Genomic DNA, 15,083 nt, shown 5'->3' with positions numbered 1-15,083 from the left:
GCTATGGATTAACTTCCGAAGCAGGCAGATCCTTCAGTTCCAGATTCCTGGAATTTTCAAGAACCATGGAAGCCACATCATCGATATCTGGATTCCGGTCCCCCAAAACAAGGACAGCCACTACAATCAATAATATAAGTCCTAAGCCGCACAAAACCGATAGTTTCACTGGGAATTTTTTTCCCACTCCCTGGGCAACATGATAGGGAAATGGGCAAAAATCCGAGGGTTCCGAAAAGGCCGGAACATTTTGTAGCATTTTTTCAACTCGTCCGGCAAGATTCTGCTTGTTCTTTAGGATCGCAATTTCACCACCGCATACCTTATAAAGGGCAATCTCAAGGACTTCGTCCAGTTCGTCAAAATCCTCAAAGCGTTCCTCCGGACTATTCCGCAAAAGTCCCGTCCAGATCGGTTCGAGAGCCGCCAGTTCTCCAGGAGAAAAAATCCCGGTTTCATAAAGTTTTTCGGTAGGTTTCAACTCAACAAATGGATCGAGACTGTCCAACTTTCCTGTCGTCTTCAAGACAACATCCGTCTCAACCAAGTCCCTTCCGCAGATCCAGTGGTACAGCAGCAAGCCAAGACTATACATGTCGGATCGGGCATCTGAGGTTCGACCGCGGAACCGTTCGGGCGCCGCATAGGCATACGCCCCAAGACCCACCAGCCCAAAGTCAATAAGGACAGTATCTCCAGTTGCAGTCAAAAGAACGTTAGACGGACTCAGGTCTCCATGATGGGAGCCTTTTTCGCTTAACGCAGACAAGGTTTTTGCCACCTGCCGCAGGGCCACTAGCGCCTCCGCCACAGGAATTACATCAAACTCCGCCGATGCCACCCCATCAATAAATTCATAGAGAACATAGGGCGTACCCTCCCGCTCTCCAAACTCCAGAATCCGGTAAAGACCGTCCACAGGACTGTTTGCAATCGAAGAAATCACGCTCCCGTCAAAGCGGGCATGGGACTTGTACCATTTCAGCACAAGGTTGCCGCGGCCCTCCACCGAAAGCCCATAGACGCAGGCCTCCCCGCCCTCATGAAGCAAGAAGCACCTGGTCGCCGAATCCAACAGGGACTTTTTAGGGAACCTCACCTCGGTCATAGTTCCCCAGACAAGACCATGGCCTTCAGAGAGTCTTCAGCCACCCGGGTCCAGCGCAGCAAATCCTCATGATTGGGAGCCTTCTCCAGCCCCATAGACCAGATATCCCAGGCCGATTCCACATCGCCCTCTTCCCAGTAGACATTGCCCAGGTTCACATAGGCCGAAATAAAATCCGGGTCGTGTGTCACGATATGGATAAAAATCTTCTTGGCCTGTTCCAAATCGTTCCCCCGTCCCCGATGGGAAAGTATCAGCCCCTTCAGATTGTAGCTGAAGTAGTTGACGCTATCCAGCTGAATCGACTGGTCCAACAACGGAAGCACATTGGCCCCCTCGTTTTGGGCCAAGGTCGCACGGGCCAGGTAAAAAAGGCAGGTCGAATAGTTAGCGTTAATCCGTCCGCTGCTATCCACTCTAGAAAGGATCTTGAATTCACGGGCGGCTCGACTCCACAGGTCAAAAGACGGAAGCCGCAGACGTTCCCCATCTTCAGCTGTAGTATAATAAGATAGAGCCAGGCCATAACGGGCATCCCGATTAGCCGGATCTTCGTCAAGAGCCTTCGAAAAATTGGAAATGGCCCGTTCAAAGTCGCCGATACGCAGGGCCGCATTGCCGCGGGCGACATAATCGTCCACGCAGGCCGCCAGATACAAAGCGACCATGGCAAGAACTGCAGACACCCAACCTGCATTTTTATGAACACGCCCTAACATTATAGCTCTAAGATAATAAAAGCAAAGCCCCCCGCCATGGCGGGAGGCCTTTTAAGCTCGTTATAACTAAGAATTACTTAGCGATATCGTACTGAGCAACCAAGTTGCCTTCTGCAGCGAGAGCGCGGACAACGTTTTCATCGCGCTGGAGCATGAGGTTAGCCTTTTCACCCTTAGCGGTGGTGATTTCAACAGACATGGTGCCGTCTGCGTTCTTCACAGCTGCAATTTCGTTGCCCTGAGCATCCTTTTCATAGTAGTTGTCGTCAGCAGCGAGGGGGTTGGAGCCAGTCCAGAATTCAACAGTGTTAAGAACGAGACCGTCAACCAGGCCGAGAGCGATACCGTAAACCGGGATAACCATCAGGAAGAAGTGGACGATGGAGTTGATCCACTTGTCACCGAGGGTGCCGTTCCACTGGTGAATCTTGTTGAAGCAAGCATTCTTGCCATAGCAACCGGTAAGAACGATCATGCCTGCGCAGAGAAGGGTAATGAGACCTTTTTTCATTGTATACTCCTTAGTAAAGAAATTGTCGGTTAGGTTCGACATAAGAAAATATAGGTAAAAAAATAAGATTTTCGTCATCAGTCCGGTATTTTTTTTTCACCTTGATTTGGCTCACGGAGAGGACCTCGAAGAACCGGCGAAAAAATCCATTTTTATGCACAAAACGCCCATCTTATTATAAAAATAATATACTTTTAACATTGCGGGTGGTACACACACCCCCCCCGTTTTTGAGTGTTTGTCAAGGAGTTGGAATGTTCAATTATCTCAAAAAAACCGTTACAGCCACGATCATGGCAATGGTAACATCTACCGCAGTCTGGGCCGCTAATCAGCCCCTTACCGTGTGGATCATGCCGAACGGAGCCACCCCTCAGGAAAAACTTGAGCAACGACTTGAACAGTTCACCAAGAAAACCGGTATTCCCACAAAAGTTCAGGTCCTAGACTGGGGAGAAGCCTGGAACCGCATTTCACAGGCTCTGGCAACCGGTCAGGATGCCCCCGACGTACTTCAGTTGGGCACCACCTGGATTCCCTATTTTGCCTCCCGCAACGAAATCAAGCCCCTAAACGACTGGATTAACGAAGTAGACCCTAGCCGTTTCGTTTCTGTTAGCTGGAATACCACCCATATAGACGGTGATACCACCATCTATTCCGTGCCCTGGTTTATCGATATTCGCCCCATTCTCGCCAACAAGCGCATCCTCAAGGAGCACAACATTTCCAAGAACGACTTAGCCACTTACGATGGCTTTGTCAAGGCAATCCGTGAAGTCAATGCCGCCAAGGAAGTGCAGGACGACGGCTCCACCATCCGCGGCTACGCCTTCCCGGGCAAGAGCGACTGGAACATCCCCCACAACTTCGCCCCCTGGATCTGGAGCAACGGCGGATCGTTCATCGAAAAAGACAATAACGGCAAGTGGCACGCCAATATTCTCTCAAAGGAAACTCTCCACGGCATTTCCCTCTATCTGAACTTCATCTTGGACAGCCTGGTCCAAACCGAAGCCCTTCAGGCCAACACAGCCCAAATCGCCCAGCAGTTCAACAATAGCGAATTGGCCTTTATCATCAGCACTTCCGAAATCGTGATGCAGACCCGAATCCACGGCACCCAAGGCGGTCTATCCAACGCCCGCATCGGCACAGATAGCGTCATGGTGGTTCCTATCCCCAGAGGTTCCGCTGGTTCTGTCAGCTTCATCGGCGGAAGCAACCTGGCCATTCCCGCCAAAAACGAACGTAAAGAGGCAAAGGCCCTGCTAAAGTTCCTGGTCGAAGACGAAAATCAGGACGCCTATACCAAGCAGATTGGCTTCCTGCCCACTTCCAAGAAAGTGCTTGAAAAGTGGTCCGAAGACGAAGACTACCGCGAACTGATAAACGCACTCGCAACCGGCAAAACTTACGTCGCCATCCCTGAATGGGGCGATCTGGAACAGTTATTTGTCGCCATGTTCAGTTCCGTCTGGGAACAGGTTGAAATTCCTTCCCTGTACTCCGAAGAAAAGCTGTACGATGTTTTCAAGCAGTACACCATTGAAATCGACAGAAAGCTTAACTACCCGTCCAACAATATCATGACCCAGGCCGAGTTCATGAATTTGTGGGGAAAACTGAACAAGAAAAAAGAAGATCAGTCCGCCACCGCAACCGCGGACACAAACACTGCAGAAAACAACATCGTCAACGACAATCTTAAAAAGGCACCCCTGGTATTTATCGTTATGATAGCCCTTGGTTTCGCCTTTAATTTCCGTAGAAAAACAAAGAGATAACTGAACTTATGAACGAGTCCCTGGCAACAAGGTTTTCCAGAAGTATCATCTTCAAGGTGATCCTGGTCCTGCTAGTTTCCATGACCATTGTGGTCACGGGAAGTACGTTCTTCATGAACGACAAACAGAACGACCTGATGCTAGAGTGGAACTTCAACAATAACGAAGCCCAGCTAGCCCAGATCATGAACACAGCCACAACCGAAATGCGACAGTTCGGTGACAGGCTTTCGCTCTTGACCAAGACGTCCGAATTGCAGGGCATGGAACCGACAACAGCGGCAAGCTTCCTTAAAAGCTACAGCGTTTCGTCCCTGTTTATCTCAGGAGAAACAGTTACCGTTTACGACCGCGAAGACAAGTTCGTATGCGACAACGCCATGGTCAGTTCCCCCACGGAATCCCCCTACCCCATTGAATTTTCCAGAATAACCCCCCACCGCCCCTACATTACCCCCTGGTTTAGAACGTCACAAGACGCCCCTCCCCAGAGGATCTTTGCAATCGGTATCGTCAACCGCGCTGCCGGTGACGGTAGCCTGGTAGCCACCTTCTCTCTGCGCCGCATCTGGAAGCACCTGGTAGAGTATAAGGTCGGCAAGAATGGTTTCGTTATGGCAGTCAATAGCCTAGGCGAAATCCTCTACCATCCGGACTTGAAACAATGGCTCACGGGAACCCACAAGATTGCAGAATTGGGACTAAATATTGACCCCAAAAATTTTGACACGAAGAGTGCAGAATACCACACCCTGGCCGATGGAGTCACTTATCTGACCAACTTCAGATATGATTCTGCCTACGACTTCGCCCTATTCTCCTTCCAGCCCAAGAGCGAAATTGACAACATGGTAACATCGTCTTCCGTGGGCAACTGGGTCATCCTGGTAGCTTCCATGTTCATCATTTTCTTCCTGGCCGCCTGGATGTTTGCCAAGATGGGCCTGCCTCTGAACAATCTGACCTACCATATCTACGAAATCGTCGAAGGCAAGGAAATGGAGCAGATTCATGTGGGTAACCGCAATGACGAAATCGGCATGCTGTCCAAAGCCTTTAACGTCATGATTTCAACAATCCAGCGACAAATCCGCGAATTGGAAGCCCATCGTAAGAGCTTGGAACAGGAAGTTTCCGAACGAACCAAGGAATTGAAAATCGCCAACAAGAAACTGGACCTGATTTCAAGAACAGACGAACTGACCGGACTCCCCAACCGCCGTGACATGAATGAGACTATAGCCAATGAAATCGAAAGGACCCTGCGCAGTCGAAAGCCATTCTGTTTCATCTTCGTGGACATTGACCATTTCAAGGTAATTAACGACACCTACGGCCACGCTTGCGGTGACGTCATCCTAAAATCCGTATCGCAGACTATCCGCGGACTATTACGCAAGTACGACGTCTTTGCCCGCTATGGTGGCGAAGAATTCCTGACCCTCCTGCCCGAAACAGATCTGGAAGGGGCAACCGCCGTTGCAGAACGCTTCCGCCGTCAAATCGAGATGATGACAGTCCATTACGCCGACTACACCATCAACATTACCATCACCCTGGGCGTCTCCCAGTTTGACCACCGTCTCGGAGCCGACCGTAGCATCCAGCTGGCCGATAAGGCTCTGTACCAGGGCAAGGAATCCGGCAGAAACAAGGTTGTGGTATGGCAACCCGAATGGACCACCGAGTCAGACTACGAAGCGGCAGCCATCGAAATGAATGAAATTTCAAAGAATGGCGTCCCGACCGTAGTTACCGATTTTGGGGAACGCGCTGCGGGAAATGGTCTGAACTTCACAGACGAAGATATTAATAAAGCTTAATAGTCCCGCAAACTTTATAGAAGACCTTGGCAAAAGCCAAGGCCTTTTTCATTTGAACGTTGATTAGAACTTTTCTAAACGCCCATAATCGCACTAGGCACAAAAAAAGAAAAACCACAACTTTCGTTGTGGTTTTTCTATCGGGATGACTGAATTCGAATCAGCGACCTCTTGAACCCCATTCAAGCGCTCTACCAGGCTGAGCTACATCCCGAGGTCTCAATTAAGAGTGAACCAAAGGTAGTTAATATTTGAAAATTTGCAAGGCAATACGCCGAAAAAAGTTCAAATTTTTACTTCCAGAAGCCAACAACCAGCACTTCGGGGGTGGCCTTGGGGTATTTTTTGCTCTTAAAGCCCACAAATTTGCGGATACTCTGCTGCTTTTGTTCCCAACCTTCACGACTCAGACCCTTGGTAGTCAAGGTAATCTTGAGAGCGGGAATCTTACCGCCTTCGGTGACCTTGCCGTTTTCGTCCACCTTAACCTTCACGTTCTTGGTCTTGATGGAGAAATCCTTGGCGGCTTCATCTGAAAGGGTCAGATCCGGGCGAGCCTTCTTGTCGGTCTCCCACACGTAGAAGGACCATTCACGCTTCTCGCCGGCGGTATAGTAACCAGCGTCAAACATCTTTTCGCTAAAGAAGAAAGGAGCCTTAACGGTACCTTCCATAGCGGCGGTATAGGGTTTGCCATCGGTGCCCACCAGCACGACGGTGGGGCTAATAGGGCCTTCCATTTCAGAGAAGTCCATGTCGAATTCTACAACCACCGGTCCCTTATTGGCAATGGATGCCGGGAACTTGAAATTGGAGCAGCCATTCCCCTGGCACATTACATTTTCTAGTTTGATTTCCTTGCCGGAGACATTAGCCCCCTTCAAGACAAAATGCTTGACGTCGCCCTGGTTCACTTCACCGATAGGGTAAACGGCCGGGGTAAAGACAACGGGATCAATAGCAAATGCAGCGGTTGCAAGGGCCGAAGCAAAAATGGATGCGCCGATAATTGCGCGGGTATTAAAAAATTTCTTCATGGCATGAATATACAAACTTTTTACGTCTTGGTGTAAATAACCACAAAGCTTTTGTCTTTTACAATATCCTTGACCTGGTGATTCTCAAAATCCACCTGTTGACGGATGAAACGGCAGCAAACCTTTCCCACAAAATCTCGGGGATTTCCGAACTGGAAGGCTATATAATCTATGAATTTAGACATAAACCAAGCAGCTTTTGATGGATGCAAAAATAGTTTTTTATTTTTGATAGCTGATATGAATCCGAATCCAAACAATATTCATCCCATCGCCGGATACGATAAAGAAATCTACGTAAAACCCTCCATCAAAAATCCAAACATCATCGTTGGGGATTTTACTTATATAGCTGATTCTGAATTCGAAAGTCATGTCACCCATTTTTACCCCTGGAGCAAAGATAAGCTGATTATCGGAAAATTCTGCCAGATTGCAGCGGGTGTTGAGTTTGTCATGAACGACGCCAATCATCAAATGAACTCCGTGTCCACATTCCCCTTCTACACTCTTGAAGGGTGGGACATGGCTCCGCCAAAGCCAGAGGACATGCCCTTCAAGGGGAATACAGTCATCGGCAACGACGTTTGGATTGGTCAGAATGCGACAATCCTCCCGGGAACACAAATTGGGGATGGCGCAATCATCGGAGCTTGCAGTGTTGTTTCAGGAATCGTAGACCCCTACACCATTGTCGCAGGGAACCCAGCAAAAACCATCCGCAAACGTTTTGACGACGAACTCATCAACCTGATGCTAGAATGGAAATGGTGGGACAAATCCATTGAAGAAATCAATAGTTTGATACCCATTCTTACCAACAACAATCTCGGAATCGTCAAAGAAAAAATCAAAGAGCTTTTGAAATGACTAACAGCGAAGAACTGAAAGAATTATTGGCCCGCAAGGAACTGTTCATTTTCGACTTGGACGGCACCATGTTCAATTCATTGGGGGACTTGGCTCCCGCGGTGAATTACGCTTTGAAGCAGTTCGGCATTCAGGAAATTTCAATGGAAAATGTTCGCAGTTGCATCGGCAACGGATCCAGGAATTTGATTCGCAGGTCTGTAGCGTCGGGCATTATGTTCGGTGCGGGCAAAACCGCCGGCGAACCCATTGCAGGTAAGAGCAGCGCCGAACATTTGGACGTTCGCGACAAGGAAGCGGTAAATGCGATTTTAGAAGGCGCAGGTTTTGACGAAGCTAAAATCGATGAAGTGCTGAAAGTTTACTCCGATTATTACTGGGATCACTGCACCATCGACACGGAACCCTACGAAGGTGTGCTTGAATTTATAGACTGGATTTGTAGCAGCGAAAGTCGCGGCGAAGGTAAGAAAATCGCCGCCATGCTAACCAACAAGCCTGTGGCACCTGCAAAGAAAATCCTGGAAAAGTTTGGATTGATTGGGAACGGGGATTCCGTGCAGGGGGACGCCGCGGACAAAATTGTCACTTACCTCTGCGGAGACACCACACCGGAACGCAAGCCCGGCCCCGGCGGCATTTACGCGATTTTGGAGAAGTTGGGCGTCGCCCCGGAAAAGGCGGTCATGATCGGCGACGACACCCCGGATGTGACGGCCGCCAAGAACGCAGGCATTGACAGCATCATCTGCCTGGAAGGTTTCGGTCGCCCCGAAAATTTATTGCCCTTAGAGCCCCGCTATACCATTAGGCACATCAAGGACTTGCTGAAGCTGGTATAATAGGACGCTCAGCCCTATTTATCCGACGATTCCGAAAATTCAAACGGAACGGTCACAGAGGTGATTCCGTCGGATTTTTCAAATTTCCAACGACTTACAGCCATCTTTATTTCTGCGTCAAAATCGTCATAACCAGTGGTTGATGATTTTACGACAGCATTGGTTATCGAGCCGTCAGGAGCAATGGTCAGCTGCAACACCAAGCGGCCTTCAAATCCAGGCTTCTTTTTTAAGAACTTATTGTAGATATGGCGAAGACCTTGTGTTCGTGGACATACAATTTTAGATAGTTGCTCACCAGAAAGAGATCCCTCAAATTTAAGATCCCGTTCAGTCAATTTCTTCACTAGCCCTTTCGCTTTTGATTCGCCAATCGGTGTATGACAACCATAAAGACAATCCCCAACAACAGGCATCGTTCCGTAGAGAACAGTAGTTCCCTGGACAACAATACTTTCTTGTTTTGGAAGATACTTGGAATCCTTGATTTCTTTTTTCAGCAAGGAGCTAGAAGAAATGTCCCTTGCAGGCTCCTCCTTTACAGATTCTCTCTTCTCAGCATTGTCGCAACCTGCCCACAGGGCGGCTGCAGTCATAAGGGCAAAACGGCCTAAGCATTTGTAGAAGAAACGGGCCATGTCCATAATATAAGAAAGCTCGGACGACGAGAGCCGCGGTCTACCGCAAAAAGGTTTTTACAAGGGCTTCCACTTCCTTACGATCCAGCGGGATGCCATCGCATTCCATGGTCAGAATCAGATTCTTGCCAGGGATAAAATCGTTCTTGCTGTAGGTGCGCAATTTCATCACCGTTTTCATCGAGTAGTCCGAATCATCCATACGTCCTAAATGCTCCCACAAAAACTCCTGACGAGTCCGGAGATTCACGCAGGTGAAATCGGGATAGACCGGAATCAGCTTGCCGCCCGCGGCCTTCATTTGCTGAGGGAGCTCGTACTTGTAAGGAATGTTGTTTTTCGCCAGGATGTCTGCAATAATCATCTCAGACTTGGAGCGGACTCGTTCCCCGCGACTGGTGAGAAATTCAGGCTCCCCTTCACGAAATGATTTGCACTTGTATGATTGGGCAAGCCAGCGGGCCGCATAATCCTCATCGGATAGCGTTACCGGAGAGATATAACTGCGACGCAATTCTCCGCGGGATCCGAATAATTCCCGCACCATAGAAGGATTATACTTCTTTATGAAATTATCTATCAGTTTTAGCTGATATTGCAGTTCCGCTAAAACCGTCTGATCGTATTCCTTCTGAATAAGCGCCTTGATGAATTTTTGCTCCGAAACGGGAATGTACTTACCGGCAGGTTTTGCTGAACTTGTCACATGATAGCAGTGAATGTTCCCGCCACGACGAATCAGTTTGATTCGCCCCGCTGGCGCCTTACTTAAAGAGCGCATCTTTTCTTCTATAATAAAGAGCAGTTCTTCTGCACGTTTCTGGACTGACGCCAGAATTGTATCTGGCGGTAAAAGTTCCAAAGTCTTCATAAATACCTTTGGTTATGGGCCATATACAAAATAGTGCGCACTCACGCACAGAACGAATTTACAAAAATCGCCTTGTAAAAACAGCTTTTTCACGGTTGCAAAATGAGTTTTCGATGATTTTTGGACTCCAAATAGTCAGTTAGTAGGCAAATGGAGCCCATAAAATTACTTTGTCTATAGTAGATTTTGTGTTATGGGTATTTATATAGACTCCAAATAAACAATATTGGTCATATCGGAGTCCAATGTCCGGCCTACAGTTTACTCAACCGCCCCATTTTCAACTAATTTATTCAAAATCATGGACTCCAAATCACCACTTTCCCTCCCAATGGAGCCCATTTTTCGGGAAAACACCTCATCCTCCGCAGAAAAGTCCCTCGCAAGCACCCCGCGCAGCAGCCCACACACTGAATTTTTCTATCTTACCCGCCGTTAAAACCATAAGCAGACTGCAATCCTCATGAAGAAATATTACTTGGCCACTTACGGCTGCCAGATGAACGAATATGACTCGGCCCTCATTGCCCAGAAACTGGACATGGAAGGCTGTATGGAAACCGGCGACATTACCGAAGCCGATTTCATCATCGTCAACACCTGCTCCGTACGCGAAAAGGCAGAAGACACCGCATTCGCCAACATCAGCAAGTACCGCAAGCTGAAGAAAGCTAACCCGGACTTGAAGGTGGTGGTTTGCGGTTGCATGGCCAAGAACCGCGGTCCGGAAATTCTCAAGCGACTGAAGGTGGTGAACTACGTCGTAGGTCCGGACCAGTACAAGAATATTCCCGAGTTGCTGCTGGCAGGCCCCGATAGCCCGCTGCACAAGACTCACCACCGCATGTTCCTGGATGAAGACATCACCCAGAACTACGTCGGCGATTACGCCAAGGTGAAGCACGATTTTAGCACCTTCGTTACCATCCAGCGTGGATGCAACAAGCGCTGCAGTTACTGCATCGTTCCCTACCTCCGCGGCCCCGAAAAGTACCGCGACATGAACGACGTTCTGACGGAAGTCCAGAAGGCAGCGGACAAGGGCATTACCGAAGTGATGCTGCTGGGCCAGACGGTGAACGCCTACAAAAACGGCGACCACAATTTCGCAGACCTGCTTACCCGCGTGTCCGAGATTGGCGGCATTGAACGAATCCGCTTTACCAGCCCCCATCCTCGCCACTACACCAACGAACTCATCGATGTTCTGCTGAACAACCCCAAGGTTTGCCATTACGCCCACATTCCTATCCAGAGCGGCAGCGACGCCATGCTGAAGAAGATGCGTCGCCAGCACAACATGGAACAGTACATGAGCGTTATCGAGCAACTCCGCAGCAAGGACCCGCTGTACGGTATTTCCACCGACGTGATTTGCGGTTTCGTTGGCGAAACCGACGAAGACTTCGAAGACACCATGAAGGCATTTGAAGCCTGCCAGTTCGACAGCGCCTACATGTTTATCTACAGCCCCCGCAAGGGAACTGAATCCTACAAGGAAACGGAAACTCTGACCGCCGAAGAAAAATTGGCACGTCACACCCGCCTGGTAGCCTTGCAGAATGAGATTACCGCCAAGCGTAACCAGCTCATGATCGGCCGCACCGAAACCCTCCTTGTGGAAGGCAGTTCCAGCCGCGACGAAAATGAACTTATGGGCAAGACCGACAACTTCAAGAAGGTCATCTTCAAGCCCACCCGCATCGTGAAGCCCGGCGACTACGTGAAGGTGAAAATTGACGACATGAAGGGCTGGACCCTTCGCGGCACTTTGTTGGACGATTAAGATTTTATTGGACTAAAAAAGGCATCAGGATGAATTACATTAGCAAGCATTTAACCCTAGCAGCAATTCTTTTATCCGCAATTAGCGTTAGCGCACAGGACGCAGCAACAGCCCTGGCAAACGCACAGAAGTCCTATGTTTCCGGCAACTGGAAAGAAGCGGCAAGCGCCTACGAAAAGGCATGCCCCATGCAGCCCAAGGAAAAGCAGGCAGAATGCCTTTTGTGGAACATCCTCGCCCTTTCTCAAACCGGCGACGCAGCCTCTTTCAAGAAGGCAGGCAAGCGCCTTGATAGTCTGGTCCAGAAGGTTAGCCCCCAGGAATCCCTGTACGCGGACCTGATGATGACCAGCGCCCAGTTCCGCCTTTACCTGGGCAAGTACGAGTTGGCCGCCCAGGACCTGATCCACGCCATCGAGACATCCAAGCCCCACCACAACGTGGTACTCCAGAAGGTTTGTACCGCAGTAAAGGCAAAGAGCAGCAACGAAGACTTGAAGGAACGTTGCGAACTGCTGAAGAATCCAGATTCCCTGGCCGCCATGCAGAAGGCAAAGACTGAAGCCGCCGAAGCTCCCGCACAGGCACAACCCGCCACAACAGCACCTGCCGTTCCAGCACAGGCTGCAGCACCTGCCCCGACGCAAGCCACCGCCCCTGTACAAGCTGCGGCTCCTGCACAGCCGACCACCCAGCCTGCGGCGCAACCCGCTCCGGCAACTCAGACTGCAGAAGTAAAACCCGCGGCAGAAAGTCCGAAGCCTGCAGAAGCTCCTAAACCCGCAGTGGAAGCAACCAAGCCCGCAGCACCTGTTGCCGCCCAGCCGGCACCTGCAGTTCAAGCAAGCGCTCCGGCTGTAGCCCCCGCAACAACTCCAGCACCCGCTGCAGCCCCGGCAGCCGACAAGCCTTCCGAAGAATACTGGATCCTCCAGTTGGGCGCCTACAGCGTAAAGGCCTATGCGGACTTGATGGTGAACAACCTGAAAAAGCAGAAAATTGCCTGCACTATCGTGGAGCAGCCCCGCGGCGAAAAGATCCTGTACCTGGTGCATACAGGTCACTTTGCGACAAAGGAAGCGGCCATTGACTTCGCCGCAGACAAACTGGTAAAGCAGAAAATCGAGTACCAGCCCCTTTTGAGAAAATAATTTTACATAAAATCGCGGTTTTTTAGCTTTTCTGCCTCCCAAAAAAAGAAAAGTGTTCTATATTTGTTGTACCCCTAGCCGGGGTGGTGAAATTGGTAGACGCGCCGGACTCAAAATCCGGTACTCGCGAGAGTGTGAGGGTTCGATTCCCTCCCCCGGCATTAAATTCGAGTGAATGGGCTAAGAAAGGATTGGAAAATGTCAAAATTGTGTAAAATTGCAAGTATGCTGCTTCTCTGCGGAGGACTTGTTTTTGCACAGTCCGACGACGAAGAATCCTACTCTTATGGCTCCGATGACACCGAAGAAGTCGGTGAAGCAACCGCATCCAGCGATGAATGGGCTGGTTTTAATTACGAAGAAATTGGTCTCACCCAGTGGGAATTCCAGCAGGCTAAGAAAGAAGGCCTGTCTCGCGATAAGCTGACCCACCTGGTTGAAACTGGCGTTCGCCCCTCTGAATACCTCCAGAAGCCGTGGGAAAAGCTGGGCGTTTCCGAAGAAGAATGGCTGAACCAGCGTACTGGTGGCATGGAAGATGCAGATATCGACCGTTCCTACCGCAATCACTCTGGCGATCAGCAGTATGCTTACCTCTCCCTCCTGCTCCCGTCCCTGTACCAGTGGAAGACCGATCAGTCCATGAAGGCAATCTGGATGGACGCTCTCGAAGTAGTTGGCATTGGTGTTACCGTTTATCTTGCAGCTGATGGCGCTTCTGACTGGTGGTATGGCTTGCTGGCTGTCGCCGGCGCACACATCTGGTCTTTCGCAGACGCATTCTTCAGCACTCAATGGGAAAACAATCCCGACGCAAACCGTTTCAGCTATGGAATCCTCCCCACTCCGGATCAGGGTGTTGTAGGTTTCTTCGGCGTAAAGTTCTAAGCGCTTAAAATGCAGCTAGAATTACTCAAAAGCAAAATTCATCGCGCAACAGTTACCGATGCCAACCTCAATTACGAAGGTTCCATCACTATTGCCCGCGACTTGATGGATGCTGCAGGAATCCTCCCTTTCGAAAAAGTCGGCGTTCTTGACGTGAACAACGGTTCCCGTCTGGATACTTATGTCATTGAAGGCCCCGCCCAGTCTGGCGTGATTTGCCTGAACGGCGCCGCCGCCCGACTGGTTCAGCCAGGCGACCTGGTGATTATCGTCGCCTACGCCACCATGAGCCCTGAAGAAGCAAAGAGCTGGACTCCCACCGTGGTTCACGTGAACGAAAAGAACGAAATCGTCCAGAAGTAATTTCTTTCTTTTTACCATATGACTGTGAGCACTCGCCTTGGCGGGTGCTCTTCTGCTTATATAAAAGCCAAGCCTCCCCTCCAAGCTTTTCTATATTCTGGATGTGGATATCCTAACCGCCATTGTCGCGAGCCAGCTCGCCTTATCGTCCGCAGCAAGTTCGCCGGTGGAGGTTTCCAGGGATACCATCGTGGACACCGTCTATGTGGAAGAATTGCCCGTGGAGGCCTCACGAAGCGGCATCCCCTGGAATCGGGAACGTTTCGACCGTGACCGTCTGCTCCGCCATTCCTCGCTGGATCCGGCCCTGTCTGTGGGCTACAGCTACTCCGTCAGCTTCGTGGGCGGCAGTTTCGGCAGTTTCGCCCAGCAGACCTACATGGCCCACCTGGCATACGAATTCACCCCGGATCTGCACCTTTACGCCGACCTTGGCCTTTGGATGCCGCTATACAGCAATTTGCGTTTCGGGATGCCCATCGCCAAGGAAGATTTGCGTCAGGGAAAGGTGGATTTCATCCTTCCCGACGTGGCCCTGGAGTATAAACCCAGCGAAAATACCCGCGTCCGCCTGATGCTGGTAAACGAAAACGATGCAGTTAAGGCTTATGGGCCTCACAGATACTACGACGGTCCCTGCTCCCCCTGGAGAAATTCTATTTTTTGTCACTGATGCGATTATCACTGGC

16 protein-coding genes and 2 tRNA genes are annotated in these 15,083 nt (G+C 50.0%); 10 read left to right on the top strand and 8 right to left on the bottom strand.

Going from position 1 to position 15,083, the window contains the following annotated elements; genetic code table 11:
* Window position 1: 1 nt before the first annotated feature.
* From BUB73_RS00335 to BUB73_RS00325, 3 genes are all read right to left on the bottom strand, one after another.
* Complete coding sequence (locus BUB73_RS00335; RefSeq protein ID WP_083539583.1) at window positions 2–1,108, bottom strand: serine/threonine protein kinase; 1,107 nt, start codon at window positions 1,106–1,108, stop codon at window positions 2–4.
* On the bottom strand, window positions 1,105–1,827 hold the full coding sequence (locus BUB73_RS00330; RefSeq protein WP_073155731.1) for a tetratricopeptide repeat protein: 723 nt from the start codon (window positions 1,825–1,827) through the stop codon (window positions 1,105–1,107). Before BUB73_RS00330 ends, BUB73_RS00335 begins: the two co-directional genes overlap by 4 nt.
* Before the next feature lie 73 nt (window positions 1,828–1,900).
* Window positions 1,901–2,338 carry a DUF3332 family protein gene (locus BUB73_RS00325; RefSeq protein ID WP_073283138.1) on the bottom strand — a complete coding sequence of 146 codons (438 nt, stop codon included), beginning with the start codon at window positions 2,336–2,338 and terminating at the stop codon, window positions 1,901–1,903.
* A 254-nt stretch (window positions 2,339–2,592) separates the two neighbouring features.
* Here BUB73_RS00325 and BUB73_RS00320 point away from each other — a divergent pair, with 254 nt between their 5' ends.
* On the top strand, window positions 2,593–4,125 hold the full coding sequence (locus tag BUB73_RS00320; RefSeq protein WP_073282800.1) for an extracellular solute-binding protein: 1,533 nt from the start codon (window positions 2,593–2,595) through the stop codon (window positions 4,123–4,125).
* A gap of 8 nt (window positions 4,126–4,133) precedes the next feature.
* Entirely contained in the window at window positions 4,134–5,948 is a 1,815-nt protein-coding gene (locus BUB73_RS00315) for a sensor domain-containing diguanylate cyclase (RefSeq protein ID WP_073155723.1), read from the top strand.
* A gap of 140 nt (window positions 5,949–6,088) precedes the next feature.
* Here the strand turns inward: BUB73_RS00315 and BUB73_RS00310 are convergent.
* The 3 genes from BUB73_RS00310 to BUB73_RS17120 all read right to left on the bottom strand — a co-directional run bounded on the left by BUB73_RS00310 (window position 6,089) and on the right by BUB73_RS17120 (window position 7,170).
* Window positions 6,089–6,162 (bottom strand) — tRNA-Pro (locus tag BUB73_RS00310).
* Window positions 6,163–6,241: 79 nt separating this feature from the next.
* Window positions 6,242–6,985 (bottom strand): hypothetical protein, encoded by a 744-nt coding sequence (locus tag BUB73_RS00305; RefSeq protein WP_073282796.1) that lies wholly within the window; start codon window positions 6,983–6,985, stop codon window positions 6,242–6,244.
* Between the two features lie 20 nt (window positions 6,986–7,005).
* Window positions 7,006–7,170, bottom strand: coding sequence for a hypothetical protein (locus BUB73_RS17120; protein ID WP_170932299.1), 165 nt, complete (start codon window positions 7,168–7,170; stop codon window positions 7,006–7,008).
* 55 nt (window positions 7,171–7,225) lie between these two features.
* On the opposite strand from BUB73_RS17120, the gene BUB73_RS00300 reads away from it, so the two are divergent.
* Window positions 7,226–7,855 (top strand): CatB-related O-acetyltransferase, encoded by a 630-nt coding sequence (locus tag BUB73_RS00300; protein ID WP_073282793.1) that lies wholly within the window; start codon window positions 7,226–7,228, stop codon window positions 7,853–7,855.
* The gene (locus tag BUB73_RS00295) at window positions 7,852–8,697 is read left to right on the top strand and encodes an HAD family hydrolase (RefSeq protein WP_073282790.1); all 846 of its coding nucleotides are present in this window, start codon (window positions 7,852–7,854) and stop codon (window positions 8,695–8,697) included. Before BUB73_RS00300 ends, BUB73_RS00295 begins: the two co-directional genes overlap by 4 nt.
* Window positions 8,698–8,711: 14 nt before the next feature.
* Here the strand turns inward: BUB73_RS00295 and BUB73_RS00290 are convergent, their stop codons facing one another.
* Together BUB73_RS00290 and BUB73_RS00285 are read right to left on the bottom strand one after the other, a co-directional pair.
* A complete protein-coding gene (locus BUB73_RS00290) occupies window positions 8,712–9,341 on the bottom strand; it encodes an AgmX/PglI C-terminal domain-containing protein (RefSeq protein WP_073282787.1) in 630 nt (209 codons plus the stop codon).
* A 34-nt stretch (window positions 9,342–9,375) separates the two neighbouring features.
* Window positions 9,376–10,206: a hypothetical protein gene (locus BUB73_RS00285; RefSeq protein ID WP_073282784.1), complete on the bottom strand. Its 831-nt coding sequence runs from the start codon at window positions 10,204–10,206 to the stop codon at window positions 9,376–9,378.
* Window positions 10,207–10,669: 463 nt separating this feature from the next.
* Between BUB73_RS00285 and miaB the strand changes: the two genes are divergently transcribed.
* The 6 genes from miaB (at window position 10,670) to BUB73_RS00255 (ending at window position 15,067) form a co-directional block, all read left to right on the top strand.
* Window positions 10,670–11,992 carry a tRNA (N6-isopentenyl adenosine(37)-C2)-methylthiotransferase MiaB gene (miaB, locus tag BUB73_RS00280; protein ID WP_073282781.1) on the top strand — a complete coding sequence of 441 codons (1,323 nt, stop codon included), beginning with the start codon at window positions 10,670–10,672 and terminating at the stop codon, window positions 11,990–11,992.
* 29 nt (window positions 11,993–12,021) lie between these two features.
* Window positions 12,022–13,143, top strand: a complete 1,122-nt coding sequence (locus tag BUB73_RS00275; protein WP_073282778.1) for an SPOR domain-containing protein — start codon at window positions 12,022–12,024, stop codon at window positions 13,141–13,143.
* A gap of 77 nt (window positions 13,144–13,220) precedes the next feature.
* Window positions 13,221–13,304 (top strand) — tRNA-Leu (locus tag BUB73_RS00270).
* A 37-nt stretch (window positions 13,305–13,341) separates the two neighbouring features.
* A complete protein-coding gene (locus BUB73_RS00265; protein WP_073155702.1) occupies window positions 13,342–14,031 on the top strand; it encodes a hypothetical protein in 690 nt (229 codons plus the stop codon).
* Between the two features lie 9 nt (window positions 14,032–14,040).
* Window positions 14,041–14,394, top strand: a complete 354-nt coding sequence (gene panD, locus BUB73_RS00260) for an aspartate 1-decarboxylase (RefSeq protein WP_073282776.1) — start codon at window positions 14,041–14,043, stop codon at window positions 14,392–14,394.
* Window positions 14,395–14,497: 103 nt separating this feature from the next.
* Window positions 14,498–15,067 carry a hypothetical protein gene (locus tag BUB73_RS00255; RefSeq protein ID WP_249269359.1) on the top strand — a complete coding sequence of 190 codons (570 nt, stop codon included), beginning with the start codon at window positions 14,498–14,500 and terminating at the stop codon, window positions 15,065–15,067.
* Window positions 15,068–15,083: the final 16 nt, after the last annotated feature.

It is taken from the genome of Fibrobacter sp. UWH6 (assembly GCF_900142465.1).
Classification (GTDB): Bacteria; Fibrobacterota; Fibrobacteria; order Fibrobacterales; family Fibrobacteraceae; genus Fibrobacter.
This window is presented reverse-complemented; position numbering and strand designations above follow the sequence as displayed.

Excerpts from the sequence above, each read along its gene's own strand:
- BUB73_RS00320 (WP_073282800.1), top strand. The coding sequence starts at position 2,593 with ATGTTCAATTATCTCAAAAAAACCGTTACAGCCACGATCATGGCAATG.
- BUB73_RS00295 (WP_073282790.1), top strand. The coding sequence starts at position 7,852 with ATGACTAACAGCGAAGAACTGAAAGAATTATTGGCCCGCAAGGAACTG.
- BUB73_RS00315 (WP_073155723.1), top strand. The coding sequence starts at position 4,134 with ATGAACGAGTCCCTGGCAACAAGGTTTTCCAGAAGTATCATCTTCAAG.
- BUB73_RS00325 (WP_073283138.1), bottom strand. The coding sequence starts at position 2,338 with ATGAAAAAAGGTCTCATTACCCTTCTCTGCGCAGGCATGATCGTTCTT.
- BUB73_RS00285 (WP_073282784.1), bottom strand. The coding sequence starts at position 10,206 with ATGAAGACTTTGGAACTTTTACCGCCAGATACAATTCTGGCGTCAGTC.
- miaB (WP_073282781.1), top strand. The coding sequence starts at position 10,670 with ATGAAGAAATATTACTTGGCCACTTACGGCTGCCAGATGAACGAATAT.
- BUB73_RS17120 (WP_170932299.1), bottom strand. The coding sequence starts at position 7,170 with ATGTCTAAATTCATAGATTATATAGCCTTCCAGTTCGGAAATCCCCGA.
- BUB73_RS00335 (WP_083539583.1), bottom strand. The coding sequence starts at position 1,108 with ATGACCGAGGTGAGGTTCCCTAAAAAGTCCCTGTTGGATTCGGCGACC.
- BUB73_RS00275 (WP_073282778.1), top strand. The coding sequence starts at position 12,022 with ATGAATTACATTAGCAAGCATTTAACCCTAGCAGCAATTCTTTTATCC.
- panD (WP_073282776.1), top strand. The coding sequence starts at position 14,041 with ATGCAGCTAGAATTACTCAAAAGCAAAATTCATCGCGCAACAGTTACC.
- BUB73_RS00305 (WP_073282796.1), bottom strand. The coding sequence starts at position 6,985 with ATGAAGAAATTTTTTAATACCCGCGCAATTATCGGCGCATCCATTTTT.
- BUB73_RS00290 (WP_073282787.1), bottom strand. The coding sequence starts at position 9,341 with ATGGACATGGCCCGTTTCTTCTACAAATGCTTAGGCCGTTTTGCCCTT.
- BUB73_RS00330 (WP_073155731.1), bottom strand. The coding sequence starts at position 1,827 with ATGTTAGGGCGTGTTCATAAAAATGCAGGTTGGGTGTCTGCAGTTCTT.
- BUB73_RS00300 (WP_073282793.1), top strand. The coding sequence starts at position 7,226 with ATGAATCCGAATCCAAACAATATTCATCCCATCGCCGGATACGATAAA.
- BUB73_RS00265 (WP_073155702.1), top strand. The coding sequence starts at position 13,342 with ATGTCAAAATTGTGTAAAATTGCAAGTATGCTGCTTCTCTGCGGAGGA.